The organism is Paenibacillus sp. J31R98, from assembly GCF_056269245.1.
Genome location: NZ_JBWDNO010000002.1, coordinates 885762 through 911606, shown reverse-complemented (window position 1 = coordinate 911606; position 25845 = coordinate 885762). Strand labels below are relative to the sequence as shown.

Below are 25845 nucleotides of genomic sequence, written 5' to 3'. Positions count from 1 at the left end.
AGTAGGGAGATTATCGAAATAACGCGGTTATACGCTTGGAGGACCTAAACGTGCAAGAGCAACAGAAGAAACGCCCGATCTTTACCCCTGTCATTCTTCTTATTCTGACGATGAGCTTAATGGGCAACGTCGTGCTGTATACGAAGAAGATTCAGAACGATCAAGACACGCGAGCAGCACGCGGAAACACAATAATTCAGTCTGGCAATGAAGCGAAGGCACACTTCAAGCTGGTTATAGATACGGCACAGCATATGCTGGACAAGCAAGACGTTTCAACGCGACTTGCGGATAAGAGCAAGATGCTTGCAGCTTTTCAAACAGCTCCGCAAGTGATTCAGTTTATCAAGGAAGCGGAAGTTTCGAATGGTCAGCCATTTCAAGAAGACAAACGGGACGCCGCAGCATTCATGAAACAAGCGCAAACGAGGCTTACAAACCTTGGTAATCATGAAGGCCCTTTAAAGGCGAATGAGATTGATTTCTTGCAATTTCTAATTAAGACGTATCAAGCCTGCAGTGAGACCATGCAGCCGTTCGATCACGATACATGGTCCGAGACGAATGCATTGACCATTCTGGCCGATAAAGATTGGGTCGAGATGGCCGAGAAACTGCAGCAAACGTTGCATGATTCACCTGTTTTGAACCTGAGCAAATAAGAGGCTGTTCCCTCATCCAAGTCGCAAGACTAAAGGAGGGAACAACCTCTTTTTTTTGTTTGGTAAAAGCTGATCTAGCTGGGCTAGTGAGTGCCCTTCCCAGATAAAAGGGAAGGGCTTCAAACACTCTATTGATTCACCAATTTCTTCATATCCTCAATGAGCAGCGACGCCGCTTTGCGACCGCTCGAGAATGCGCGCTCAGCTAACTCGCCCTTGCCCTCGCAGCCGTCGCCGCAGAAGAAGAACGGCATGCTTTCAATTCGATTTGGCAGCAGACGGTTGCCAGCGACGTTCTTCACGCTCTGCACCATCGCTTTCTTCGACACGCGCTTAACGGCAACAGCTTCGCGCCAGCCTGGATAATGACGGTCGAACAGCGACTCCATCTGCTGCGTTTTCTCATCCAGATAGGCTTTGCGGTCGGTTTCGCCGCCATTGCTCTCGTCGCTCAGGTAGGCGATCCCTTGGAGCAGTTGACCGCCTTCAGGAACGAGCGTATGGTCGGTCGCCGAAACATCGGAGATGAACAGTTTGTGGTTCATATCGCTAATATAACTGAACGGACGCGCTACGACGTGGCTTAGTCCGATATCATAAACCATAACCTCTGTTGCTGTGTTGAACTCGTACGGAGCTAGGAAAGGCTCCCATGGCGTTCCGCGGAGCAGCTTCGTCACCTGCTGAACCGGCATCGCAAACACGACACGGTCGAATTCTTCCTCGCGAGCCTTCGTCTTGAGCCAGTATTTGCCTTGCTCGTACCGGATGCCGTCAACGCCTTCTTGCAGAGCGATGGACCACCGATCAGACTGCTCAATCTTGTCTCTTAGCTGATTCGTAATGACGGCCCAGCTGCCCAGCACATAGTTAACCGGGCGATGCGAGAGAAATAAGTTATGATAATAGTCGCTGATAACGGCTCCAGGAACGCGCCTTGCATCCTCTGGCGTAATGAAGAAGTTGCTGCATACGAGATGCTCCCACAGCTCTTTTACATCCTCGGCTGCGCCGGACTCTGCCAAATAATCACTAAGCGTATCGTAGTGTTTGATTTGATGAATGTTTGCGATGATAGCCGTAATTTCGCCGACAAAACGAACCTTCTGCAGAGGTGTTAATATATCAGTCTTCACAAGGTTTACGAAGTCCATCGGAGCCGGCGTCAGATGCTCGCCTTTCTCGTACATAACCTTTCGTTTGTCAACTTGCTTGCTGCTGAATTGTAGCTCCAGCTCGCGCTCCATGTCGGATAATGTGTGCCTGTCCAGACCGTAGATGGCATGCGCGCCGTAGTTAAGCGTGAAGCCGGCCTTCTCATACGTAAATGCCCGTCCGCCAAGCTGCGGACTCCGCTCGAATAGAACACCCCGGATGCCGGGCTGCTCTGACAAGTAAGCAGCTGCGGTCAAGCCCGCTAGACCGCCACCGATAATGGCCACTCTCATTTTCGAACTCTCCCCTCATGTCTACCCCAATTATACGCATGACCAAAATGCCAATCCATCTCATTAATGGCTGATAGTCTGATCAAATCGGCATAGATTCCCTTTGCGAAAGGGGCGGCTGCCGCTTCTACTTGTGTCGATTTTTGTTCGCACGTGTAAGGGAGGAATTTGCTACCATTTATTGAACTGATATAAATCTAGCACTCATCATCCCAGAATAAGGAAAGCGAGGAAGATTAACGATGGATAACAAGAAACTAATTATTTTTCTGGACAGCGGAGACACGATTATTGATGAATCCACCGAAGTCAGAGATGAAGAGGGGATAGTTGTAAGCGCCAATGTGATCCCGGGAGCGGACGTGATGGTGAAGACGCTCTTCGAGAGAGGATATACGCTCGCGCTCGTAGCTGATGGTGATGCGCAGTCGTTTAAGAATGTATTTAAGCAGAATGACTTGTATGAATATTTTACGACGATGATCTACTCCGAAACGATCAAAGCGAGCAAGCCAAGTCCTCGCATGTTCAAGGCGGCGATCGGGGCGCTGGACCTTAGTGAGTCCGATTGCTCTCGCATTATTATGGTTGGCAACAATTTGAGCCGTGACGTAAAGGGAGCTAACGCGCTTGGCATTACGAGTGTGTTTCAAAGCTGGACGACACGCTATCCCCATACTCCTGCAGATGAAACGGAGAAGCCAGTCTATACCATTAGCGAGCCTCTCGAGCTGCTTGAGTTGGTTGAACAGTTAAATCGCGAGCTTGTGTTTAACTAGATCTGATCTGAATCATGAGGGACCCATGCCAATGCGCATGGGTCTTTTGATTGTTGCAATTCTCCTCCAACGGTCCTCTATGGATGGATCATGGATAAGCGCCTATTTTACGCGTCAACAGGCGCCATTTGCCCACGGGCGAATATCATGGTTAATAGAATGAAGGAGGTCATGAACAGCATGGAAAAGAAGGTTACGACTTCCCCAGTCGGGAAAGCGCCTAATCAGACGATGCCTTCCAAAAAGTCGAATGCTTCCAAGGGCTGGAACATATCGAAAGGCTGGAATGGATTAAAAGGTGCGAGTGATAACGCGTCCAAAGGTTCAAACGCATCCAAAGGATCAAACGTATCCAAAGGTTCAAACGCATCCAAGGGCGGAAATGCTTCAAAAGGTGAAACGAAGCATGAGAACAAGCCGATGGTCATGCAAAAGCAAGTAAAGCACCAACATCATGAAATGAAACAAAAATGCCACGAGCATATGCACCGTTACGTACTTGTGCACACACATGACGGCTGGTGCTGCGATGGCATTGTTGAACATATCGACGATGAATACGTATGCTTGGCTGTGCCTTGCGGCGGCAATGTGGAACAACGCGCGTTCTTCCCGCAACCACCATTCTTCCCCATCTATCCATACCCGTTCTTCCCGCGCAGACGGTTCGTTCGGCAAGTATTCCCGCTGACGACGCTGCTTGGATTATCGCTACTGCCATACTATTAATCCGAGTACAAAAGCCGACCTTGCGTCGGCTTTTTTAAATGTAGTTCATTAGCATCATCTGGCATTATTTTTGCTGAAAATTGTCATAAATTCGTTTATGATGAAGATGAAGTTCATCTCATTCATGAAAGAGGGACATTGGTGCATCATCATTTGCAGGGCTCTTACGACCTGATGTTGGTCTTATTTTCTTATTTGGTTGCGACTGTCGCCTCGTATACAGTGCTAGATTTGATCGGGAGGATTAGTACGTCGAGAGGAATGCAGCGCTGGGGGTGGGTTGCTTTCGGCGCAGTCGGGATGGGACTTGGCGTATGGTCCATGCATTTTGTCGGCATGCTCGCATTCTCGCTTAGTACTTCCGTTGCTTATAATTTGGAGAAGGTTATCTTCTCCGTGGTCGTCGTCATTGCGGCAGCGTTTGTCGCGCTCATTATTGTCGGCCAGAGCAAGCTGACGATTCCGCGCTTGATCGCAGGCGGGCTGCTGCTCGCAACAGGAATCTCGGTCATGCATTATACCGGGATGGCAGCCATGCAAATTAATATTACCTATGATCCGTTCTATTTCTCATTGTCGATATTAATTGCGTTTATTGCTTCGAATGCAGCGTTGTGGCTTGCATTCTTCCTGCATCAAGGCAAGGCTCGGAATAAGATTTGGGTAAAGCTTGTTAGCAGCCTCATTATGGGAGCTGCCGTGGCAGGTATGCACTACACTGGCATGCATGCCGCTCAGTTTGAAATGCTTGCGGAATCAGAGGTCGTGAAAGGCGTCGTGCTGGACCAGACGTTCCTGCCCTATCTCATCGTAGGCGCAACGCTGTTCACATTGGGACTGTCGATATTCGGCATTTATATCTCCAATCGCTTATCCAAGAAGGATTCGCAGATATATCAGAATGAACGTTGGTACAAATCGTTGTTCGAGAACAATCAGGATGGCATCATCTCCATTGACAGAGACCTGAAGATTATCGACTACAATGTGGCGATTACAGTACTGACTGGCCTTCCTGGAAACTGGTTCCGCGGCAATTCGCTCAGCAGCATGCTGCCTTTCGTTGCAGAAGACGAATTAGAGCGTACGCGAGAAATGGTCAATAAGTCGTTAAACGGAGAGATGCAGAACTATCCATCCGCCATTATCCATCAGCTTGGCCATCGCGTAGATATTAATGTCGTGAATGTTCCGGTAAACGTGAACGGGCAAATCGTAGGCAGTTATGTGATCGCCAAGGACGTGACGGAGGAGAAGGCGGCGAAGGAGAAGATTCAGCATCTGGCGTTTCACGATGAGCTGACAAGCTTGCCTAATCGGCGTTGGTTCAATCAGAGGCTAGCCCAAATGATTGAGAGCGGAAGCGGGCGGTTTTTCGTTATGGTCATGGACATGGACCGCTTCAAGTTAATCAATGATTCGCTCGGGCATACGTATGGAGACATGTTCTTGCAGGAAGTGAGCAGGCGCATTCAAGATTGCATCAGCGAGTATGACATGACGCTCTCTCGCATGGGCGGCGACGAATTCACGCTGCTATGCGACGGCAGTTATGGATACGAAGAGATCACGCAGATTACGGAGCGGATCATTAAGGTTGTTGCTGTGCCTTATCGATTGAAAGAGAATGATTTCTACGTCACGACGAGCATCGGGATCGCAGTTTATCCCGAACATGGAGCGGATGCGGTGCAATTATTGAAAAATGCGGATACCGCCATGTATGAAGTGAAGAAGAACGGGAAGAACGGCTATCAGTACTACACCAAAGAACTGCATGCGCTATTGCAAGAGAAAATCGAGCTGGAAGGCGATTTAAGGCAAGCGCTGGCGACAGGCCAGCTATTCCTTGATTATCAGCCGCAAGCCGATGCGGAAACCAATCAGATTATCGGCGTCGAAGCGCTTGTCCGCTGGCAGCATCCGACGAAAGGAGTCCTGTCGCCAAGCGTATTCATACCGATTGCGGAAGAAACCGCGATGATTTACGAATTAGGCACTTGGGTGCTGCGTGAAGCTTGCAGGCAAATGAAGGCATGGCATGACGCGGGAGGACCGCTCATCACGGTTTCGGTCAACCTGTCTTCCCAGCAATTCCATCAGGCGAATTTGACGACGTATATTAAAGACATTTTGGAAGAAACAGGACTTGAATCCCGCTATCTGGAGCTCGAGATTACAGAGAGCATGATGATGGATCCGAAAGTATCCAGCAGCATTCTGAATGAACTGTCGGAGTCCGGCATTCGCATTAGTCTGGATGACTTCGGAACCGGATACAGCTCACTTAGCTATCTTAAGCTTCTGCCTATTCATAAGCTGAAGATCGACCGTTCGTTTATTCGTGACATTACCGAGAATGTGAACGACAAAGCGATTGTAGCGACGATTATTTCCATGGCGAAGCATTTGAACATGGATGTCATCGCTGAAGGCATCGAGACGAAGGAACAGCTCGATATTCTGGTGGACAACAATTGCAGTGAAATTCAAGGCTATTATTACAGCAGGCCGCTATCCGCAAGCAATGTGGAAGCGATGTTCCTAAGAGGCAGAACGCTGCAGCCACTGCAATCAAGAAGTGAATAATATTCGCTCTGCGGCAGATCTCCCGAGTTGGACTTGTCCATATTTTTTCGATATGATGGGGAGTAGATGTTTTCGCGTAAATTGAGGTGAAGGAGGAGAAGAGAATGGATTGTATTTTTTGTAAAATTATCGAAGGCAGCATTCCATCCAAAAAAGTGTATGAGAATGAGCACGTCCTCGCATTCCACGACATTCAGCCTGCAGCGCCGGTACATATTCTTCTCATCCCGAAGAAGCATATCGCTACGATGAATGATGTGACAGACGCAGACGATGCGCTTATGGCTGAGCTGCTTCGGGCCGCCCGTCATGTTGCTGCGGAGCTAGGCGTCGCTGAATCCGGTTATCGACTGGTAAATAACTGCAATTCTGATGGTGGACAAATTGTTTACCACCTGCATATTCACCTCCTTGGTGGGGAGAAATTAAAGGGACTGGGTTAAGATTTTTGCTGCTTCTTTCCCGGGGATGGAAAGCGGTTTAGGCTCCTGTATAAAAATAGCTTGTCCATTTAAGTTGACACTGCCTTTCCTCATAACATATAATTAAATTTGATGATCCGTGTTAACTTTTTTTACTGGACGGTCTGATTCGGAGGGAGGGAAAACTGGTGTCTGAAACAAAAGTTCGCAAAAACGAGACGATCGATGCTGCACTCCGCCGCTTCAAACGTACCATCGCAAAGGATGGCGTATTGGCCGAGGTGAAGAAACGCAAGCATTACGAAAAGCCTAGCGTAAAGCGTAAGTTGAAGTCCGAGGCTGCGCGTAAGAGAAAGTTTTAGGAGGATCCTTCCACAATGAACCTTAGCGAACGATTGAACGACGATATGAAGCAAGCGATGAAGAGCCAAGAGAAGTTCAAGCTCCAGACAATTCGGATGATTCGCTCATCTGTCAAGAATCAGGAGATCGAGCTGAAACGTCCGCTTGAAGACGCTGAAGTGCTTGATATCTTAAGTCGGGAGATCAAACAACGTAAAGATTCCCTCCAAGAATTTGAGAAAGCCGGCCGCGATGATCTTGTAAAAGACGTCGCAGCAGAAATTGAAATTATTAGTGTATACCTGCCTCAGCAGCTGACCGAAGAAGAGATCAAGTTGATTGTTCAGCAGACCATCCAGGAGACCGGTGCTTCTTCCAAAGCCGACATGGGGAAAGTCATGAGTGCACTTTTGCCTAAAACAAAAGGGCGGGCTGACGGTAAACTAGTAAACACATTTGTGCAGCAATTTCTGCAATAACATAGGCTGACAGCCAAACACTCCCCGCCTAGCGGGGGGTGTTTTTTCGTTATATCGTATTGACCATTTGCGCATATTAGCCCACAATTAGTGCTAACCTAAAGAAACGAGGCTTCATGCACAATGCTACGTAATTGGAAAGAAATCTTAGTACTTGCCATCCCGTCGCTCGTTTCATTCGCCAGCATGACGGTGACAGGTACGATCAATCTCATTATTGTCGGACAGCTAGGCGCACTTATCATTGCAATTGTAGGCGTTTCCAACATCATTATGTATAACGCATTCGCCCTATTCTCAGGCATCGGGCATACCGTTAATTACCTTGTTGCACAAAATAACGGGGCAGGCGATATGCGCAAAGGCATCCAGCGTACGTACATCGCTTTGTATATGTGCATCGCGTTCGCTCTCGTTATCGCGCTCGTCGGCTGGATCGGCGCGGGCGATATACTCAGGTGGACCGGAGGGTCCAAAGAACTTGTCAGCACAGGGGACTTTTATCTGGAGCTGCGGTTCTACGGAATGGCGTTCGGCATCATTAACTTTGCCTTCCATGGCTTCTTGCGCGGCATAGGCGCTACGAAGATGTCGATGGTCGTATCGCTAATCACGAATGTGCCAATTATTCTACTCACGTATACGCTTACGTTTGGGGAATGGGGCTTCCCGGAGCTCGGCCTAACCGGAGCAGGTATCGCTGTAATCTTCGGCGAAGCGATGCAGACGCTTATCTGTGGTTTCATATTCTTCTTCTTGCTGCACAAGAAGTATCAGACACGCAGCCGGATTGCATTCTCGCTCAGCTGGCTGGAGACCAAGCTCATCTCGATCGAGAGCGGCAAGCTTGGCGTTCAAGAGTTCTCGCTTAGCTTATCCATGTATATCTTTACCGCATTCGTTGCCCGGCTTAGCGACAAAGCGCTTGCAGCGAACGAAGTGGCGCTCAGCATTATGTCCTTCGGCTTCATGCCTGCATTCGCCTTCGGCTCGACCGCGACGATTCTAGTCGGGCAGTACGTTGGTAAAGGAACGCCGCTGCTTGGCCGCCGCGCCGGCACGGATACCGCGATTCTCGGCTCGATCTTCCTCATTGTGCTTGGCACGGTTGAACTCATATTTGCCAATGAAATCACACATCTTTATACGAATGACAAAGAAGTATACGAGCTGGCGGCGTATCTCATCAAGATATCTGCTTATTTGCAGCTGTTCGACGGATTGCTGAATTTCTTCGCTGGCGGTCTGCGCGGCATCGGCGATACGACCTTCCTTCTGCGCGTATCGTTTATCGTCAGCTGGTTCGTCTTTGTCCCGCTCGCATATATCTTTATCTTCGTATTCCATTGGGGCAGCATGGGGGCGTGGCTGGCGCTGTATACGTTCCTGACCATATTTGGGATCGCGGTTATGATTCGGTTTTACCGTACGGACTGGACAGCAGTGCGTCTGAAGGAAGCATCTCACTGATAAAACGAAACGCCTTGCGGTCTAGGACGTAGATGTAGCATAGACGAATGTGAAGTCGTTTGTTATTCAATAAGGGGGCTAATCATGCGAATGATCCAAAGATTGCGTATGCTTGTCCTGCTGCCGATTGCTGCGGCGCTGCTCTGCTCGTTGTTTGCTGTTGTACCAGCGGCTGTCGCTGCTGATGAGCTTGGGTCAACCGTCTATGTGGTGGAGGCGAAGGATACGGTTGATCCGAGTCTGGAGCGCTTCCTGGAGCGGGCGTACAAAGAAGCGGAGGATGCGAAAGCGACGCGTGTGCTGCTCGTGCTGAACACGCTTGGCGGGCTGGTGGACAATGCGCTTAACATTGGCGAGCTTATTCGAACGAGCAGCGTGCCGACGACCGTTTACATCCAGGGCAAGGCGGTATCGGCAGGTACCTATATCGCGCTGAATGCGAAGCAGATCGTCATGCAGCCTGGCAGTACAATGGGTGCTGCAGCAGTCGTGGATGAGAGCGGAACGCTGATTACGAATCCGAAGACCGTTTCCTTCTGGACGGAGGAGATGAAGTCAGCGGCGCTGCTGAACGGGCGTGACCCGAATATTGCGGCTGCTATGGTCAACACGAATTTGGAGCTGGAGCTGAAGGAGCTTGGCAGGACGAAGGAGAAAGGCGATGTCCTTACGCTATCTGCTGCTGATGCGGTGAAAGTCGGCTATGCCGAGTATACGGCGGCAACCGTACAGGAAGCGCTGGACGGCTTGAAGCTGTCCCAGCCGAACGTCGTGAACTTCCAAGCGAGCGTTATGGAGCGGATAGCTCAGTTTCTGACGACGCCGGCGGTCATGACGCTGCTGCTCATTCTTGGCATTGCAGGCATCGCAATTGAGCTCATGGTGCCTGGCTTCGGCTTACCCGGCATCGGCGGTCTCATTGCATTCACGCTCTACTTCTTCGGCCATTACATCGCCGGATTCGCAGGGCTTGAAGATGTCGTTCTGTTCGTCATCGGGATACTGCTGCTCGTCTCGGAGATATTCATTCCGAGCTTCGGCATCCTTGGTGTTCTAGGCGCGGCATCGTTAGTCGCAGGTGTGCTGATGGCTGCTCCAAATCCGAAGTCTGCGGGTTTGTCTCTCCTCATTGCACTTGTGGTTGCGGGTATTATTGTATTCGTAGTCGCGAAGAGGTTCGCGCACCGAGGTGTTTGGAACAAGTTCATTCTTAAAGACGCTTTGACGACTGAGGAAGGCTATGTATCAACGGCTAGCAAGTCGTCGTACCTCGGCATGAAAGGGACGACGATAACGCCGCTGCGCCCGGCTGGTACCGTTAAGATCGACGATAAGCGCGTCGATGTCGTTACCGCAGGCGAGTTCATACCGGCAGGAGCAAGAGTCGTTGTTATCAAAGTTGAGGGTACTCGCGTCGTCGTCGAACAGGAAATGGATGTTCAATAAACAAGTGGAGGGATTAAAGTTATGGAATTGGATCCAACAGTAACGATTGTCATTGTCGCGGTGCTAGCTGTCATTGCAGTATCGGTGTTCCTTAGCTTCTTCCCGATTATGCTATGGATTTCGGCACTAGCATCCGGCGTTCGCGTCGGCATTATTACGCTTGTAGCCATGCGGCTTCGCCGCGTCGTACCAAGCCGGATCGTCAATCCGCTCATTAAAGCGACCAAAGCAGGTCTTGGGCTGACGATTAATCAGCTGGAGAGTCATTTTCTCGCGGGCGGTAACGTAGACCGCGTTGTCAACTCCTTGATTGCCGCACAACGTGCGAATATTGAATTGGAATTTGAACGCGCTGCAGCGATTGACCTTGCAGGGCGTGACGTGCTGCAGGCCGTACAGATGAGCGTTAATCCGCGCGTCATCGAGACGCCAATTGTAGCGGCTGTCGCTAAGAACGGGATTGAAGTGAAAGTTAAAGCGCGCGTAACGGTTCGCGCGAACATTGATCGCCTCGTCGGCGGTGCTGGCGAAGAGACAATCATTGCCCGTGTCGGCGAAGGTATCGTTACGACAGTCGGTTCCTCGGATTCGCATAAGGACGTACTTGAGAATCCGGATCTGATCTCCCGCACGGTGCTTGGCAAAGGGCTTGATGCGGGTACGGCGTTTGAGATTCTGTCTATTGATATTGCCGACGTTGACATTGGCAAGAACATTGGTGCGCACTTGCAGACCGAGCAGGCTGAGGCGGATAAGCGGATCGCGCAAGCGAAGGCGGAGGAGCGCCGCGCGATGGCGGTCGCTCAGGAGCAGGAGATGAAAGCACGCGTGATCGAGATGAGAGCGCGAGTGGTTGAATCCGAGTCGCAAGTGCCGCTGGCAATGGCTGAAGCGCTGAAGACCGGCAAGATCGGCGTACTCGATTATATGAACTTAAAGAACCTTGAAGCTGATACATCCATGCGTAATTCTATCGGAGGCGGCACTACTCCGGAGAAGAATGAATAGCCCATATCTCTATCGTAATCTTGTGGAGGAGGTGTCTGAGTGAGATCACTAATTGAACTCCTCTTCTCGAACATTTATGTCGTTGTCATCTTCATCGGATTTCTGCTGACGATGATAAACAAGGCAAGAGGCAAACAAAATTCACCGAATCGGATGCCGACCTTCGGTGGCGAGCAGTCTAGGCGGCAGGAGGGGCGGCCTCAAGGCCAGGCGCACGAGACGGGCACTCAGCAGACGTCGCGCCGCGAAGAGCGACCAGTGCGGCCTGTGAAGCAGCGTGCAGCGATCCCTCCGCAAGCGCCAGTGCCTGCGCCCGCGCCGGTATATAAGACGCAGATGAAGCCGCGAGGAGACATGATTCCATCGCAAACGGAGTCGGAGTTCGAGTATGACTCACCGCTGCTGCGATCGCCTGCAGCTGTCAAGCATCAGCCGGCAGTTCAATCACCTCAGCGTGCACAAGGCGGCAGTGCCGCGTTCCGCATGCCGCAGGGCGAGGAGCTGCGCCGCGCCTTCGTGATGGCGGAGGTGCTCGGTCCTCCGCGCTCGAAGCGATCGCTTCGGCGGATGTAAGTATTCAAACAGAAGCACCACGCATATAGAGCGTGGTGTTTTTTTTGCGCGTTCAAATTTGATAGTAAGACGTCACGATCCACATACCGTGCATGCCAAGTACGCATACGTAAAGCACGCAGGTGATGACCATCAGACTTCTCAGAAGATGGGTTACTTTGCGCGGGATGAGGAACAGAAGGAGCAGTGGAAGCATAACTTTGAAGAGGAAGAAGGCTAGGGTGCTCTGGTGATAGAGCCAGTCCATAAATGGGTTGGCTTCTTGAATAATTCCAGCACGCAGACCAAGGTCTGTTAAGACAGCATCGCTTGCGCTAGCAAGGAGTATGAATGTAAGTAAGACGATCCGCAACCGTTGTCACCTCAACTCATGATACATTTTGTTTCATTATATACAAATTGTATCATAAATACAAAAACGTACAACCGAAGGAGCAGTTGAACTCTCATATTTCCAGCGCTTCGCGCATATTTTGGTACAGTACGGGAAGGGGGCCTCTGCCGGCATGAGCCGTTTAAATCGCAAACTTCGTAAAATGGCTGCCGATCTGCTCGATTTGCCGCAGGATGTCGTGATGGATTTGCCTCGGCTAACCATGATCGGCGACCGCCAACTTTACATTGAGAATCATCGCGGCGTGCTGCATTTCTCAAGCGATAAGCTGCGTCTCGCGCTTAGCAAAGGCGAAATCGAGGTGACGGGCAGTGATCTCGTTATCCGTACGATCTGGACTGAAGAAGTCGTCATCGAAGGTTTTATTAAAAATATAGAAGTACGCGAGTAATGCGGGTGGGGAGCAGCGCTTCAGGTGGAAGCAAGGCTTCCTGGTCGCGTGCTGGACAAGCAGCAAGGACAGAACAACCGTTAGGGGGCTTGAATAATGAGTGCGACGAATGCAACGTGGATGCAGTGGCTCCGCGGCTATATTACAGTCCGAGTGCGCGGAGAAGCATCAGAGAGGCTGGTGAACTCTGCGCTATCCAAAGGGCTGTCGCTTTGGTCCATTAGGCGGACAAGCAAGGGGGAGCTTGACTGCTATATGCTTGTGACGGATTTCTTCCAGCTTCGCTCGATCCTGAAAGAGACAGGCTGCCGGATCCACGTGACGTCGCGTCAAGGGCTTCCGTTCTGGGTGCGGCGTGCGCAGAAGCGTGTTTTTTTTGCAGCAGGACTTATTCTATTCTTCATCGGAATGTACTTGCTCTCCTCACTCATCTGGTCCATCGACGTGAAGGGCAATGATCGCCTCTCGGAGGAGCAAATCATGCAGGTCGCCAAGCAGGAGGGGCTCTATCCGTTCCAATGGTCATTCCGGCTTGAAGATGTGAACGTATTGTCGAAGAAAATGGCGCAGAAGCTCCCTGGAGCGGCTTGGGTCGGCGTTCAGAAGCATGGCACGCGCATCACGATTCAAGTCGTTGAGTCTTCGGTGCCGGATAGGAAGACGCCGATGAACCCGCGCCATCTCGTCGCTTCGACGGATGCGGTGGTGACGAAGGTGATGGCTGAGACCGGCAGGCCTGTCGTGAAACGCAATATGCGCGTAAAGCAAGGAGATGTGCTCATCTCAGGTATGCTTGGAGACGAGAACAATGCCAAGGCCGTCGTCGCGAAAGGCTTCGTGAAGGGAATTGTTTGGCATGAATATGACATTGTTTCGCCGTTAACCCGGCAGACGAAAGTATATACGGGCGAGAAGAAAGTGGTTTGGTACGCCGTTGTCGCAGGTCGGGCGATGAAGGTGAGCGGATATGGCGGCAGTCCTTTTGCGATGTACGAGAGCGTGAAGCAGGAGGAGCAGGCCGCGTGGCGGACGATGAAGATGCCGTTTGGAAGAATGAAAGAGACGATCTATGAGGTTGTACTCCAAACGCAAACGGTCAGTGTTGAGGAGGCCAAAGCCGAAGGACTCGAGATGGCGAAGGCGGATGTACTGGCTAAAGTCGGCCCTGATGCACAGGTGCTTGGCGAAAACATTTTGCATGAAAAGACGGACAATGGTAAAGTTTATATGAAAGTGCTTTTTGAGGTGGATCAATCGATCGCGAAAGAGAGACCGATAGTTCAGATGCAAGGGGATTGAGTATTTTTGCAAAATGAATTCAAAGTAGCCAAGATTCCACTTGCAAACGCAGCGGAAGGCCTAGCGTTGTTTGGCCCGCAGGATAAGTATTTACGGTTAGTTCAGAAGCAAACGTCAGCAGACATCTCTTCTCGTGAAGCGGAAATTTCAATCTCGGGTCCTAGCGCCGAGGTGGATTCTATCGAACAGCTCTATTCCGTGCTGCAGCAGCTCGTGCGCGGCGGCTACACGCCGTCTGAACGCGATATTATGTATGCGCTCGACCTCTCGCGTACGTTGCAGGCAGATCAGCTGCTAGATTTGTTCAAGGCCGAAATTACGACAACGTTTCGCGGCAAACCGATCCGGGTAAAAACGATTGGTCAACGCCACTATGTCAAGACGATCAAACGGATGGACATCGTATTCGGAATCGGCCCAGCCGGAACGGGAAAAACGTATCTCGCGGTTGTGCTCGCGGTAGCTGCGCTGAAGGAAGGCTCCGTCAAACGGATCGTTCTTACAAGGCCAGCAGTCGAGGCAGGCGAGAACCTGGGATTCCTGCCAGGCGATCTGCAAGAGAAGGTAGATCCGTATCTAAGACCGCTGTACGACGCGCTGCATGACGTGCTCGGCCCGGATCAAACGACCAAAGCATTTGAACGCGGACTTATCGAGGTAGCGCCGCTCGCTTATATGCGGGGACGGACGCTCGAGGATTCATTTATTATTTTGGACGAGGCACAGAATACGACACCGGAGCAGATGAAAATGTTCCTGACGCGGCTTGGTTTTGGCTCGAAGATGGTCATTACCGGCGACGTTACCCAAATTGACTTGCCGCGCGGCAAGCGTTCGGGGCTTATAGAAGCACAGCGCATCCTTGCCGATATTCCTGAGATCGGGTTTATCATCTTCACCGAGCAAGATGTCGTAAGACACTCGCTTGTCCAGAAGATTATCACAGCATACAATGTGGATGCAGAGAAGCAGGTTTAGTCTATTTTGTAGGTGCAAGCCTATAAAATGTGGTCGCAAGCCACCCACTCAAAGTTAGCCTTGTGACCGAAGGTCACAAAAGCGATTCCCACCACGAATGTTACTGATATCGACAAAAAGTAGCATTCTTCCACCTTAATCAGGCACCACGTGGCGTAAGAACGCCGCATGAAAGTGTGTCCGCGCCAGCGGACGAAAACGAGCCTACGTCGAAGTATGGTCGAAGACGGCCCAGTCGTAGGCTCGGTTCTTCCGGGTCCAGGGACGGGAGTCCCTGGGGTCCCCCTTTTTAAGGGGGATTTAGGGGGATGTCCGCGCAGCTTTTTGGGGGATTGTTCTAGGTTTGGGAGGATAAATAAGATGGTGAATCAAGGAACCAGCCTGGATGAATCCAAGCCATCAGGATGGAATGGATGGAAGCACAGCGCCGCTGTAAGATGGGTGCTAATGCTTCTGTTTGTTTTGTTGTTTTATTTTTCTTTAGCACCTCATGTGCTCCCGGAGACATACAACATTGAGCTTGGCAAGCCAAGCGATCGCGACATCGAAGCGCCGATGGAGATTAAGGATGAGAAGGCGACCCTGCAAGCGCAGGAGCAAGCTGCCGAGCAGGTGGAGCCGATCTATTCCATCGTCGCGCTGCGGAGCGAGGTGCTGCTCGAGCAAATTTTTGCCCGGATGGAGCAATTGAACCAGGACGATCAAGTGACGCTCGAGAATAAGGTGTCGATTTACCGCACCGAAATTCCTCAGCTGTACACCGATTATGTGGATCAGTTCGTTCGGAACAACAAAGGCAATGGCACGTACAACGATACGCTGCTCGAAGAGATGGCTGCTGCCGTCAAAGCGCAAGCTTATCGGATTCCCGAAGAAACGTATTATAAGCTGCCATCGCTGTCGCCGATTCAGATCGGTGACATGCAGCAGGTCGCTGTATCCATTGTACATAAGCTAATGGGCGATTCTCTTCGCGAAGCGGAGACCGCTCGTACGAAAGTTGCGGAGCTCGTCAATGCCAGCTCGCTTAGTGAGCGCAAGACGAGGGAAATTGTGCAGGAGCTCGCTCGGTATGCCCTTATGCCGAACAAGTTCTTGGACAAACAAGCGACGAACGATGCTAGAGTCGCTGCCAAAGAGAACACGCCGCCTGTTGTCATCAAGCAAGGCGATATTATTGTTCATAAAGGCGAGACCGTTTCCAAAGAGATGTACGATCGCCTATCTTCCATTGGACTGCTTCAGACGAAGAAGACATACTGGCCGCAGCTTGGTTTGTTGCTTTTATCTATTTTGTTCACGATTGTGATCTACAGCTACTTGGAGAAGGCGGCTGGCTTATCCGGCGGCACGCGGACCAAGTACAGCAATACGCAGCTCGTTATGCTGCTATTGATCTATGTGCTCAATATCGTTGCGATGCAAATTATTGATTTAACGCAGACGCAGACGATGCCCTATGTCGGTTATTTGGCTCCTACAGCGATGGGAGCGATGCTGATTGTGCTGCTGCTCGATATTCAGCTTGCAGTCGTAAGTTCCTTCTTGTTTGCGATTATGGGCAGCGTTATCTTTAACATGGATTCTGGTCGTATTTTCGATTTCAATTATGGCTTCACGACTGCGGTCATCTCGTTCGCGGCGATCTTTGCCATTCACCGGGCTAGCCAGCGTTCGACGATACTGAAGGCAGGCATTATGGTCAGCTTGTTTGGTTCGGCCTCCGTATTGGCGATACTGCTGCTAGGAGAGATGTCGGACAAGAATGAAATGATCATGACAGTGGCGTTTGCTTTTGCAAGCGGATTGTTGACGGCGATTCTTGTTGTCGGATTAATGCCGTTCTTCGAAGTGACTTTCGGCATATTGTCTGCTCTGAAGCTTGTCGAGCTGTCGAGTCCGAACCATCCGCTGCTGCGCAAGCTGCTGACGGAGACGCCGGGAACGTATCACCACAGCGTGATGGTTGGCAATTTGTCAGAGGCTGCGGCAGAGGCGATCGGCGCGAACGGCTTGTTATGCCGCGTCGGTTCGTTCTATCACGATATCGGGAAGACGAAGAGACCGAGTTATTTCATTGAGAACCAGACGAATATCGAGAACCCGCATGATTCGATTGAGCCGAAACTGAGCAAATCGATCATTATTGCGCATGCTAGAGACGGAGTCGAGATGCTTCGCGCGCACAAGCTGCCGAAGCCGATCAGAGACATAGCCGAGCAGCATCACGGTACGACATTCCTGAAGTATTTCTATCACAAAGCGTATAAATTGGCGGAGGAAGCGGGCATCGAGCCGGATTTCACCGAAGATGACTTCCGATATCCGGGCCCGAAGGCGCAGTCGAAGGAAGCGGCAATTGTCGGCATTGCAGACTGTGTCGAAGCGGCAGTTCGCAGCCTTCGCAGTCCAACAGTGGAGCAGGTTGAATCCATGATTAACAAGATCATTAAGAGCCGGCTGGACGACGATCAATTTAACGAATGCGATATTACACTGAAGGAGCTTGAGAAGATTGCACAGACGCTGAAAGAAACCGTCATCGGCATCTTCCATTCACGCATTGAATATCCGGAAGACGTTAAACAAAAGGAGCGGCTGGCATGAGCTTGCAATTAGGATGGATCAACGATCAAGATAAAATCGAAATTTCCGAAGACTTTATCGGCGTGCTCGATAAGGTGCTGCAGCTTGCGGCAGAGGCCGAGGGGCTGACTGAAGGCGAAGTGACGCTGACCTTCGTCGATGATGAAGAAATTCACCAGTTGAACCGCGAGTATCGGAATATTGACCGGCCTACTGACGTCTTGTCGTTCGCGATGCAAGAAGAGACGGACGAAGAGCTGGAAATTATCTATGAAGTGGAAGACGAGAACGAGAATATCCCGTTTGAAGGCATGCTTGGCGACATTATTATTTCGGCTGAACGGGCTAAACTACAAAGTGAAGAATACGGACATTCCTTGGAGCGTGAGCTTGGCTTCCTGTTCGTGCACGGGTTCCTTCATCTGATCGGCTACGATCATCAGGATGAGGCAAGCGAAGCGGTCATGACAGAGAAGCAAGAAGCGGCATTGCGCCAAGTCGGCCTCACTCGCTAATGCGCAGGCTGCTCCGCAGTTTTTCCTTTGCGTTTGCAGGAATTGGAGCAGGTATTCGCACGCAGGCGAATATGCGCATTCATGTTGCAGCGGCCATTATCGTCAATGTGGCGGGGCTCATCGCGCATCTATCGCGGACCGAATGGCTGATCATCATACTGGTGCAAGCTGCGGTCATGTCAGCAGAGCTTGTGAACACCGCTATTGAGCATGTCGTTGACTTGACAAGCCCATCGCAGCATCGGCTTGCGAAAGCTGCGAAGGATACGGCTGCTGGAGCGGTGCTTATCTTGGCGATTGCAGCTGTTATTATAGGCTTAATCGTATTTGTACCGCATCTACGTCCTTAGGGAGAAGGAGAGTAAATCGATACTCGATGAATAATACAATGAACGAGTTATCTGCGGAGTGGCAGCAGCTGCTTCAGCAAGCTTTGGAGGCAATGAAGCGTGCGTACGTGCCGTATTCGAACTTTCAAGTCGGCGCAGCGCTGCTTGACTCCGAAGGCGGCGTCCATATGGGCTGCAACGTAGAGAACGCAGCATACAGCCCAACGAACTGCGCAGAGCGCACCGCGTTGTACCGCGCTATTGCGGATGGACATCAAGCGCGCTCGTTCGAAGCGATCGCAGTAGTCGGCGACACAGAGGCACCGATTACGCCTTGCGGCGTATGCAGACAGGTGCTAGTGGAGCTATGCCCGCCAGACATGCCTGTCATTATGGGGAATGTAAAGGGAGATTGGCGTGTCTCCACCGTTGCGGAATTACTGCCGGGCGCATTCTCGTCAGATTCGCTAACGAAGGAAGTATAACCGCCGCATCTGGAAGGGGATTAACGGACAACCTATGAGCTCATCAACAACAGGATCAGGATCTGGATCAAAAGGATCCAAACAAAAGTTTCATTCCGGCTTCGTCGCTATTGTCGGCAGACCGAACGTAGGCAAATCGACGCTTATTAACGAAGTCATCGGGCAGAAAATCGCCATAATGTCGGACAAGCCGCAAACGACGCGCAACAAAATTCACGGCGTCTACACGACCAACAATTCGCAAATCGTGTTCCTAGATACGCCTGGTATTCACAAACCGACGTCCAAGCTTGGAGACTTCATGGTGAAGTCGGCTGTCAACACGCTTGGCGAAGTGGATGCAGCGCTGTTTCTAATTGACGCATCCGAAGGGCTCGGCGGCGGTGACCGCTTCATAATCGAAGCGCTCAAGAAAGTGAAGACGCCGGTGTTCCTCATCATGAACAAGATGGACAAGATCGAGCCGGAAGCGCTGCTGCCGCTCATCGTGCAATATAAGGATTTGTATGACTTTGCAGAGATCATTCCGATCTCCGCGCTTCAGGGAAGCAATGTGAACACGCTGTTGAACGTGTTGAGCGGCTATTTGCCGGAAGGACCTCAGTATTATCCAGCGGATCAAGTGACTGACCATCCGGAGCAGTTCGTCTGTGCCGAACTTGTCCGCGAGAAAATTCTGCATCTCACTCGTGAAGAAATTCCACACTCCATTGCTGTCGCAATTGAGGATATGCGCGTGCAAGAGAATGGAGTTGTCTATATCGGGGCTGTCATCTACGTCGAGCGTGATTCGCAGAAAGGCATCGTTATCGGCAAGCAAGGCGCACTGCTGAAGCAGGTCGGCAAAGAAGCGCGCCGTGACATCGAGACGCTGCTCGGCTCGCGCGTATTCCTCGAGCTGTGGGTGAAAGTCAAGAAGGACTGGCGCAATCAAGATCGCGTACTGAAGGATCTCGGCTTCCGACACGACTAAGCGCATTTTAGTTAAAAATTGTAAGGCATAGGCTTACTCCCTTTATCGCATCCTAATTCATGAGCAACATTCTCATGCGGAAAGGATGAATACGAATGCGAAATTTTTCGTGGAAGTATTTTGCGCTGACCGGGGATGTGGAAGCTTTTATGCTTTATAAGGAGATAGAGGAGCAGGCAGCTGTTGCTGACTCTGCCAGCAGCGAGGAAGATGGAGAGGCTGCAATCGAGACCGAGAGCATGTTATAACCGATCGCTGTAAGGCGGGAGGCCCGGGGGAAAAGCGATTATGCAATATCGCGTCGAAGGCATTGTCATCCGCAGTACGGACTATGGAGAAGGCAATAAGATCATTACGCTCTTTACGAGAACGCACGGCAAAATCGGTATTGTCGTGCGTGGCGCCAAAAAAGTAAAGAGTCGTCATGGATCGCTTGCACAGCTGTTTACGTACGGCGAATATTTATTTTTCCGAAATAGCGGCTTAGGCACGTTGACGCATGGTGAGATTATTGAATCTCACCATGTTTTGCGTGAGCAATTGGAGCTAACCGCCTACTCTTCTTATGCGGTCGAATTGGTAGACAGGGCGCTTCAGGAAGAAGATGCGAGCGCCTATATCTACGAACAGCTGAAAGCATGCTTGACCGCATTTGTTGAAGGCAAGGATGTTGCGATTACGATCCAGCTCTTCGAGTTGAAGATTCTTGAAGCGGCAGGCTATGCCCCGGATTTTACCGCTTGCATGTCTTGCGGCAATGCTGAGGGCCGAATGGCGCTAAGTGCGAGAGCCGGAGGCATTCTGTGCAGCAGATGCCGATATAAGGATCCGAGTGCAATGGAGCTTAGCGAAGGCGCGCTCAAGCTGCTTAGGCTGTTCCGTCAGCTCGATCTGCGCAGGCTTGGGAACATTACGGTGCGAGATGAAACGAAGAAACAGCTTAAGCTCGTTATGCGCACGCTTATGGATACGCATCTGGCGCTGCAATTGAAATCGCGTTCGTTCCTGGATCAGATGGAGCGCTTTGATTTGACGGTGCCGGTTCGCCGGCAGCCTAAGCGTGAAGCGGACGAAGAAGCTAGCGAGGGCGAGGCAAATGTATCTCGTGATACTTTAGATCCTAAAGAGGGCGACGCAGAATAATTGACACACCTTATTGGCAATGTTATGATATGTTATTATGAAATAGGAACGTTGAAGGAGAAAGTAACTGTTTACAGTCGTCAGTAAAGCGAGCCGGGGGTAGTGGGAGCCTGGACGGACGTATTCGGTGAAGGGCGCTCCGGAGTTCTTGCAGCTTTCTTAAAAGCGGGTTTTCAGGATCGCATATCTTGAGAACCAAGTAGGGTGGAACCGCGGGAGATGATAGCTCTCGTCCCTATGTCTGATTTTCCGGACATAGTGGGCGAGGGCTTTTTTATATGCCACGCACTTGGAATGGCCGGTACTACAACTTAAGGAGATGAATGAAATGAATTTTCAAAACATGATTTTGACGCTGCAGCAGTTCTGGGCAGAGCAAAATTGCATTCTCGTTCAGCCGTATGATACGGAGAAAGGCGCGGGCACGATGAACCCGATGACTTTCCTGCGTTCCATCGGTCCTGAGCCTTGGAACGTGGCTTATGTTGAGCCTTCCCGTCGTCCAGCAGACGGCCGTTATGGCGAGAACCCTAACCGTCTGTATCAGCATCACCAATTCCAGGTTATTCTGAAGCCGTCGCCGGACAACATTCAAGAATTGTATCTTGAGAGCTTGAAGCGTCTTGGCGTTGATCCGCTTCACCACGACATTCGTTTCGTTGAAGATAACTGGGAATCGCCGACGCTCGGCGCTTGGGGTCTCGGCTGGGAAGTATGGTTGAACGGCATGGAAATCACGCAATTTACGTACTTCCAACAAGTCGGCGGTATTGACGCGAATCCGGTTGCCGTTGAGATTACGTACGGTATGGAGCGCCTTGCTTCGTACATTCAAGAGAAAGAAAATGTGTTCGATCTGGAGTGGGTAGACGGCGTAACCTATGGCGACGTGTTCCTGCAGCCTGAGTTTGAGCATTCGAAATATACGTTTGAAACCTCCGATACAGCGATGCTGTTCTCGCTGTTTAACATGTATGAAGAAGAAGCAAAGAAGACCATGGAGCATAAGCTTGTTTTCCCGGCGTATGATTATGTTCTGAAATGCTCCCATACATTCAACCTGCTGGATGCGCGCGGCGCAATCAGCGTAACGGAGCGTACAGGCTACATTATGCGTGTCCGTAACCTCGCCCGTGCTTGTGCGGCTACTTATTTGGAAGAGCGTGAGCGTCTTGGCTTCCCGTTGCTGAAGAAAGGAGTGAACGTCAATGGCTAAAGATTTGCTGCTTGAGATCGGACTTGAAGAGGTACCGGCGCGATTCGTGCGCGGAGCGATGAATCAATTGAAAGAGAAGACGGTCAAATGGCTGGATTCTGCCCGAATCAGCCATGGCGCTGTTGAGGCTTATGCAACTCCTCGCCGTATCGCGGTTCTGGTGCGTGATGTGGAAGAGAAGCAAGCCGATGTGAACGAGGAAGTGAAAGGCCCTTCTCGTAAAATCGCGCTTGATGAGCAAGGCGAATGGAGCAAAGCGGCGCTTGGTTTCGCACGCAGTCAAGGCGTCTCTCCGGAAGACTTCTTCTTCAAAGAGCTTGCCGGCGTTGAGTACGTGTATGCCAACAAGAGCAGTATCGGTACAGTAACGAGCGATGTGCTGCCGGAAGGGCTGCCTGCACTCATTACATCCATGTCGTTCCCGAAAAATATGCGTTGGGGCGCTTATGATCTGCGTTTCGTTCGTCCAATTCGCTGGCTCGTTGCTCTGTTCGGCGAAGAGGTCGTTCCGTTCGAAATTACGGCAGTTCAAAGCGGCAAGACAACACGCGGCCATCGTTTCCTTGGCAGTGAGACAGTTGTATCCGAGCCTTCAGCTTATGTGGAGCGCCTGAGAGAGCAGCAAGTTATTGCGGATGTGGCAGAGCGTGAAGCGCTGATCGTCGAGCAAATCAAATCGCTGGCAGCCGAGAAGGGCTGGCACATCGACATTAAAGAAGATCTGCTCGAAGAAGTGGTCTTCCTCGTTGAATATCCGAACGTTCTATTCGGTTCGTTCGATCCGGCATTCTTGAACATTCCGCAGGAAGTGCTGATTACTTCGATGCGCGAGCATCAGCGCTACTTCCCGGTCCTTGATAAGGAAGGCAAGCTGCTGCCTTATTTCGTTACGGTTCGTAATGGCGATCGTACTTCGATTGAGTCCGTTGCCAAAGGTAATGAGAAAGTGCTTCGCGCACGTCTATCCGATGCGAAGTTCTTCTATGCAGAAGATCAGAAGCTGGCAATTACCGATGCGCTTAAGAAGCTCGAAACGATCGTTTACCATGAAGAGCTCGGCACGGTTGCCGATAAAGTGCGCCGTATCGTGAACACGGCAGGCAAGCTGGCGAATGCGCTGCAATTGGATGCTCAAGCGGCAGACGATGTCGCTCGCACAGCGGCAATTTGCAAGTTCGACCTTGTTACACAAATGGTTTACGAGTTCCCTGAGCTGCAAGGCATCATGGGCGAAGATTATGCGCGTAAAGCAGGCGAGAGAGAAGCGGTAGCTAAAGCAATCAACGAGCATTACCAGCCACGCTTTGCAGGTGACCGCGCTCCGGCATCCGTAGTCGGCGCTATTGTCAGCCTCGCAGACAAGATCGACACTATCGTTGGCTGTTTCTCGATCGGCATTATTCCTACAGGCTCGCAGGATCCTTACGCACTGCGCCGTCAAGCGGCAGGTATCGTACAAATCGTATTGGCGCACGGCCTCAAGCTGCCGCTCGAAACATTGTTCGATCTAGCAATTGATGTACATGCAGCGGGTACGATGAAACGCGATCGCGCAGAGGTGCGTAAAGACTTGTATGAGTTCTTCTTGCTTCGCGTGAAGAATGTACTCACTGAGCAGAACGTTCGTTACGATGTCGTTGATGCCGTAATGGCAGTGGGCTTTAATGATCTGAGCCAGACCGTTGATCGCGCAGCAGCAGTTACAGCTTGTGCAGCAGGCGATCGTCGCGATGAGTTCAAAGGCGTTGTGGATGCGCTCAACCGCGTATGCAACCTGGCGTCCAAAGCGACATCGGCGGAAGTAAACGCGATGCTGTTCGCGGAAGACGTTGAGTCAGCCTTGTACAGCGCTTGGGAAGCGGTGCAAGCCGACATTGCCGCACTTGTTACGCAAGGCCGTGCAGCAGAAGCAATTGAGAAGCTGGCTAGTCTGAAAACGCCGATCAACAACTACTTTGACAAAGTTATGGTTATGGCTGAGGACGAGGCAGTTCGTGCGAACCGTCTGGCAACTTTGTCCGCTATTGCGGGCAGCGTGTTGAAAGTGGCGGATTTGTCTAAACTGGTTTGGTAAGCCTTTTTCCGTAAGGAAAAGAGGCTACCTTCAGTTCTTCCCAGGAAAGATGCACGGCATTTTTCTCATGAAGTAGCCTTTTTCCGCAAAAAAAAGAAGCCACATTTTAATCCCAAGGAGGGTGAACCAAATGGCAGCCGAAACGCAGCCTGATGTCATTATTTACGTCGTTTCCGACTCTGCCGGTGATACGGGGGAGCTTGTCGTCAGGGCGGCGGTTGCCCAGTTTCATCCCCTTAATGCAGATATTCGCAGGGCGCCGTTCGTCCATGATGAGGCGTCGCTCATGCGATTTATCCTGCTAGCCAAGGAGCACAGTGCAATCATCCTTTATACGCTCGTGCTTCCCGCTTTACGGGTTCGGATGGTGGAGCTGGCTTTGCAACATCAAGTGACGGCCATTGATCTGCTTGGCTCGCTCATAACGAGCCTGGAAGAGAAGACGAAGCGCAAATCCAGACAGGAGCCAGGGCTCAATCATGTGCTTGACGAGAATTACTTCCGCAAGGTCGATGCGGTTGAGTTTGCCGTCAAATATGATGATATGCGGGATACGACGGGCATTCTAAAAGCGGACATCGTGCTGGTCGGCGTATCTCGAACGTCCAAGACGCCATTGTCGATGTACCTCGCGCACAAGCAGTTCAAAGTCGCGAACGTACCGCTTATGCCGGAGCTTCAGCCGCCGGACGAACTGTTCCAAATTCCGAGAGAGAAGGTCGTCGGCCTAACGATTGACGTGAGTTATCTGAACGGCATTCGCAAGGAACGACTGAAGGCGCTCGGTCTTCCCGATAGCGCAGCCTATGCAACAACGGCGCGAATTGAGCGGGAGATCGAATATGCGAAGAAGATTACCGATCGCATCGGTTGTTTGGTGATCGACGTTTCGCATCGGGCGGTTGAAGAAACAGCTAGCCTCATCCTGGAGTATATTGAATCGAACTGATGTGTGTTTTTGTGCAGGATTTTTTGGTTATTTGCCGTATATAATAGTACGGTAGTTCCAATAAGATGCGGTGATGCAGCGAAAATGAAAGCTTTTCCTACAATTGTGGTCGATGCGGATGCATGCCCGGTCAAACGGGAAATTGTCGAAACAGCTCGAAGTTTCGATGTTCCGGTATTGATGGTTGCTTCGCACGATCATCGGCTTCAGCAGGAAGCGGGTGTCGCGATTATGCAGGTTGACCGGAGCGACCAGTCTGTTGATCTGTATATTGCAAACCATATCTCACGAGGCGATATCGTGGTCACGCAGGACTTCGGGCTTGCGACGATTGTGCTGGCCAAAGGCGCAATAGCGCTGTCTCCGCGCGGGCAAGAGTATGATGACAGCAACATTGATTACTTGATGGAGCGCAGGCATGAACTAGCCAAAGCCCGTCGGGGCGGAATGCGAACGAAAGGCCCGAAAGCGATGAGCAATGAAGATCGCGCAAGGTTTCAGCAAAAGCTGACAAAAGTTTTGCAGACCCGGAAGGAAAATGACAAGCTGTAGCGAATAGTATTACT

General features: G+C 51.0%; 27 protein-coding genes. 25 read left to right on the top strand and 2 right to left on the bottom strand.

Annotated features, from left to right (window positions below):
• Positions 1–50: 50 nt before the first annotated feature.
• Positions 51–662, top strand: coding sequence for a hypothetical protein (locus AC0YNX_RS12875; protein WP_475816055.1), 612 nt, complete (start codon positions 51–53; stop codon positions 660–662).
• A 128-nt stretch (positions 663–790) separates the two neighbouring features.
• Here the strand turns inward: AC0YNX_RS12875 and AC0YNX_RS12870 are convergent, their stop codons facing one another.
• On the bottom strand, positions 791–2110 hold the full coding sequence (locus AC0YNX_RS12870) for an FAD-dependent oxidoreductase (RefSeq protein WP_475816054.1): 1320 nt from the start codon (positions 2108–2110) through the stop codon (positions 791–793).
• 242 nt (positions 2111–2352) lie between these two features.
• Here AC0YNX_RS12870 and AC0YNX_RS12865 point away from each other — a divergent pair, with 242 nt between their 5' ends.
• The 10 genes from AC0YNX_RS12865 to AC0YNX_RS12820 all read left to right on the top strand — a co-directional run bounded on the left by AC0YNX_RS12865 (position 2353) and on the right by AC0YNX_RS12820 (position 11947).
• Positions 2353–2889, top strand: coding sequence for an HAD family hydrolase (locus AC0YNX_RS12865; protein WP_475816053.1), 537 nt, complete (start codon positions 2353–2355; stop codon positions 2887–2889).
• Between the two features lie 180 nt (positions 2890–3069).
• A complete protein-coding gene (locus AC0YNX_RS12860) occupies positions 3070–3618 on the top strand; it encodes a hypothetical protein (RefSeq protein ID WP_475816052.1) in 549 nt (182 codons plus the stop codon).
• Between the two features lie 141 nt (positions 3619–3759).
• Positions 3760–6207: an EAL domain-containing protein gene (locus AC0YNX_RS12855; RefSeq protein ID WP_475816051.1), complete on the top strand. Its 2448-nt coding sequence runs from the start codon at positions 3760–3762 to the stop codon at positions 6205–6207.
• 104 nt (positions 6208–6311) lie between these two features.
• The gene (locus AC0YNX_RS12850) at positions 6312–6650 is read left to right on the top strand and encodes a histidine triad nucleotide-binding protein (RefSeq protein ID WP_475816050.1); all 339 of its coding nucleotides are present in this window, start codon (positions 6312–6314) and stop codon (positions 6648–6650) included.
• A gap of 167 nt (positions 6651–6817) precedes the next feature.
• Positions 6818–6991 (top strand): 30S ribosomal protein S21, encoded by a 174-nt coding sequence (gene rpsU, locus AC0YNX_RS12845; RefSeq protein WP_090573672.1) that lies wholly within the window; start codon positions 6818–6820, stop codon positions 6989–6991.
• Positions 6992–7006: 15 nt separating this feature from the next.
• The gene (locus tag AC0YNX_RS12840) at positions 7007–7450 is read left to right on the top strand and encodes a GatB/YqeY domain-containing protein (RefSeq protein ID WP_475816049.1); all 444 of its coding nucleotides are present in this window, start codon (positions 7007–7009) and stop codon (positions 7448–7450) included.
• Between the two features lie 123 nt (positions 7451–7573).
• Entirely contained in the window at positions 7574–8920 is a 1347-nt protein-coding gene (locus AC0YNX_RS12835) for an MATE family efflux transporter (RefSeq protein WP_475816048.1), read from the top strand.
• A 90-nt stretch (positions 8921–9010) separates the two neighbouring features.
• On the top strand, positions 9011–10366 hold the full coding sequence (locus AC0YNX_RS12830) for an NfeD family protein (RefSeq protein ID WP_475816047.1): 1356 nt from the start codon (positions 9011–9013) through the stop codon (positions 10364–10366).
• A 21-nt stretch (positions 10367–10387) separates the two neighbouring features.
• Complete coding sequence (floA, locus tag AC0YNX_RS12825; protein ID WP_475816046.1) at positions 10388–11374, top strand: flotillin-like protein FloA; 987 nt, start codon at positions 10388–10390, stop codon at positions 11372–11374.
• A 39-nt stretch (positions 11375–11413) separates the two neighbouring features.
• On the top strand, positions 11414–11947 hold the full coding sequence (locus AC0YNX_RS12820; RefSeq protein WP_475816045.1) for a hypothetical protein: 534 nt from the start codon (positions 11414–11416) through the stop codon (positions 11945–11947).
• 52 nt (positions 11948–11999) lie between these two features.
• Here the strand turns inward: AC0YNX_RS12820 and AC0YNX_RS12815 are convergent, their stop codons facing one another.
• Positions 12000–12299 (bottom strand): DUF5658 family protein, encoded by a 300-nt coding sequence (locus AC0YNX_RS12815; RefSeq protein ID WP_475816044.1) that lies wholly within the window; start codon positions 12297–12299, stop codon positions 12000–12002.
• A gap of 154 nt (positions 12300–12453) precedes the next feature.
• Here AC0YNX_RS12815 and yqfC point away from each other — a divergent pair, with 154 nt between their 5' ends.
• From yqfC to AC0YNX_RS12745, 14 genes are all read left to right on the top strand, one after another.
• Positions 12454–12732: a sporulation protein YqfC gene (gene yqfC / locus AC0YNX_RS12810; protein WP_090573678.1), complete on the top strand. Its 279-nt coding sequence runs from the start codon at positions 12454–12456 to the stop codon at positions 12730–12732.
• Between the two features lie 96 nt (positions 12733–12828).
• On the top strand, positions 12829–14031 hold the full coding sequence (yqfD, locus tag AC0YNX_RS12805; RefSeq protein WP_475816043.1) for a sporulation protein YqfD: 1203 nt from the start codon (positions 12829–12831) through the stop codon (positions 14029–14031).
• Between the two features lie 6 nt (positions 14032–14037).
• Positions 14038–15009 (top strand): PhoH family protein, encoded by a 972-nt coding sequence (locus AC0YNX_RS12800; RefSeq protein WP_475816042.1) that lies wholly within the window; start codon positions 14038–14040, stop codon positions 15007–15009.
• A 360-nt stretch (positions 15010–15369) separates the two neighbouring features.
• Positions 15370–17616, top strand: coding sequence for an HD family phosphohydrolase (locus AC0YNX_RS12795; RefSeq protein ID WP_475816041.1), 2247 nt, complete (start codon positions 15370–15372; stop codon positions 17614–17616).
• Positions 17613–18110: an rRNA maturation RNase YbeY gene (gene ybeY, locus AC0YNX_RS12790; RefSeq protein WP_475816040.1), complete on the top strand. Its 498-nt coding sequence runs from the start codon at positions 17613–17615 to the stop codon at positions 18108–18110. The genes AC0YNX_RS12795 and ybeY overlap by 4 nt, the downstream gene beginning before the upstream one ends.
• The gene (locus tag AC0YNX_RS12785; protein WP_475816039.1) at positions 18110–18460 is read left to right on the top strand and encodes a diacylglycerol kinase family protein; all 351 of its coding nucleotides are present in this window, start codon (positions 18110–18112) and stop codon (positions 18458–18460) included. Before ybeY ends, AC0YNX_RS12785 begins: the two co-directional genes overlap by 1 nt.
• Positions 18343–18924 carry a cytidine deaminase gene (cdd, locus tag AC0YNX_RS12780; RefSeq protein WP_475816242.1) on the top strand — a complete coding sequence of 194 codons (582 nt, stop codon included), beginning with the start codon at positions 18343–18345 and terminating at the stop codon, positions 18922–18924. The genes AC0YNX_RS12785 and cdd overlap by 118 nt, the downstream gene beginning before the upstream one ends.
• A 34-nt stretch (positions 18925–18958) precedes the next feature.
• Positions 18959–19897: a GTPase Era gene (gene era, locus AC0YNX_RS12775; RefSeq protein ID WP_475816038.1), complete on the top strand. Its 939-nt coding sequence runs from the start codon at positions 18959–18961 to the stop codon at positions 19895–19897.
• Between the two features lie 95 nt (positions 19898–19992).
• Positions 19993–20145, top strand: coding sequence for a YqzL family protein (locus tag AC0YNX_RS12770; protein WP_475816037.1), 153 nt, complete (start codon positions 19993–19995; stop codon positions 20143–20145).
• A 40-nt stretch (positions 20146–20185) separates the two neighbouring features.
• Positions 20186–21040 (top strand): DNA repair protein RecO, encoded by an 855-nt coding sequence (gene recO / locus AC0YNX_RS12765; RefSeq protein WP_475816036.1) that lies wholly within the window; start codon positions 20186–20188, stop codon positions 21038–21040.
• Positions 21041–21368: 328 nt separating this feature from the next.
• The gene (gene glyQ, locus AC0YNX_RS12760) at positions 21369–22256 is read left to right on the top strand and encodes a glycine--tRNA ligase subunit alpha (protein ID WP_116187493.1); all 888 of its coding nucleotides are present in this window, start codon (positions 21369–21371) and stop codon (positions 22254–22256) included.
• Entirely contained in the window at positions 22249–24330 is a 2082-nt protein-coding gene (gene glyS / locus AC0YNX_RS12755; RefSeq protein WP_475816035.1) for a glycine--tRNA ligase subunit beta, read from the top strand. The genes glyQ and glyS overlap by 8 nt, the downstream gene beginning before the upstream one ends.
• Before the next feature lie 130 nt (positions 24331–24460).
• On the top strand, positions 24461–25279 hold the full coding sequence (locus AC0YNX_RS12750) for a pyruvate, water dikinase regulatory protein (RefSeq protein WP_475816034.1): 819 nt from the start codon (positions 24461–24463) through the stop codon (positions 25277–25279).
• An 84-nt stretch (positions 25280–25363) separates the two neighbouring features.
• Positions 25364–25831, top strand: coding sequence for a YaiI/YqxD family protein (locus AC0YNX_RS12745; RefSeq protein ID WP_475816033.1), 468 nt, complete (start codon positions 25364–25366; stop codon positions 25829–25831).
• Positions 25832–25845 lie beyond the last annotated feature (14 nt).

Coding starts and splice junctions, on each gene's coding strand:
- AC0YNX_RS12870 (WP_475816054.1), bottom strand. CDS start 2,110: ATGAGAGTGGCCATTATCGGTGGCGGTCTAGCGGGCTTGACCGCAGCT.
- AC0YNX_RS12865 (WP_475816053.1), top strand. CDS start 2,353: ATGGATAACAAGAAACTAATTATTTTTCTGGACAGCGGAGACACGATT.
- AC0YNX_RS12860 (WP_475816052.1), top strand. CDS start 3,070: ATGGAAAAGAAGGTTACGACTTCCCCAGTCGGGAAAGCGCCTAATCAG.
- AC0YNX_RS12850 (WP_475816050.1), top strand. CDS start 6,312: ATGGATTGTATTTTTTGTAAAATTATCGAAGGCAGCATTCCATCCAAA.
- AC0YNX_RS12840 (WP_475816049.1), top strand. CDS start 7,007: ATGAACCTTAGCGAACGATTGAACGACGATATGAAGCAAGCGATGAAG.
- AC0YNX_RS12835 (WP_475816048.1), top strand. CDS start 7,574: ATGCTACGTAATTGGAAAGAAATCTTAGTACTTGCCATCCCGTCGCTC.
- AC0YNX_RS12830 (WP_475816047.1), top strand. CDS start 9,011: ATGATCCAAAGATTGCGTATGCTTGTCCTGCTGCCGATTGCTGCGGCG.
- floA (WP_475816046.1), top strand. CDS start 10,388: ATGGAATTGGATCCAACAGTAACGATTGTCATTGTCGCGGTGCTAGCT.
- yqfC (WP_090573678.1), top strand. CDS start 12,454: ATGAGCCGTTTAAATCGCAAACTTCGTAAAATGGCTGCCGATCTGCTC.
- yqfD (WP_475816043.1), top strand. CDS start 12,829: ATGAGTGCGACGAATGCAACGTGGATGCAGTGGCTCCGCGGCTATATT.
- AC0YNX_RS12795 (WP_475816041.1), top strand. CDS start 15,370: ATGGTGAATCAAGGAACCAGCCTGGATGAATCCAAGCCATCAGGATGG.
- ybeY (WP_475816040.1), top strand. CDS start 17,613: ATGAGCTTGCAATTAGGATGGATCAACGATCAAGATAAAATCGAAATT.
- AC0YNX_RS12785 (WP_475816039.1), top strand. CDS start 18,110: ATGCGCAGGCTGCTCCGCAGTTTTTCCTTTGCGTTTGCAGGAATTGGA.
- era (WP_475816038.1), top strand. CDS start 18,959: ATGAGCTCATCAACAACAGGATCAGGATCTGGATCAAAAGGATCCAAA.
- AC0YNX_RS12770 (WP_475816037.1), top strand. CDS start 19,993: ATGCGAAATTTTTCGTGGAAGTATTTTGCGCTGACCGGGGATGTGGAA.
- recO (WP_475816036.1), top strand. CDS start 20,186: ATGCAATATCGCGTCGAAGGCATTGTCATCCGCAGTACGGACTATGGA.
- glyQ (WP_116187493.1), top strand. CDS start 21,369: ATGAATTTTCAAAACATGATTTTGACGCTGCAGCAGTTCTGGGCAGAG.
- glyS (WP_475816035.1), top strand. CDS start 22,249: ATGGCTAAAGATTTGCTGCTTGAGATCGGACTTGAAGAGGTACCGGCG.
- AC0YNX_RS12750 (WP_475816034.1), top strand. CDS start 24,461: ATGGCAGCCGAAACGCAGCCTGATGTCATTATTTACGTCGTTTCCGAC.
- AC0YNX_RS12745 (WP_475816033.1), top strand. CDS start 25,364: ATGAAAGCTTTTCCTACAATTGTGGTCGATGCGGATGCATGCCCGGTC.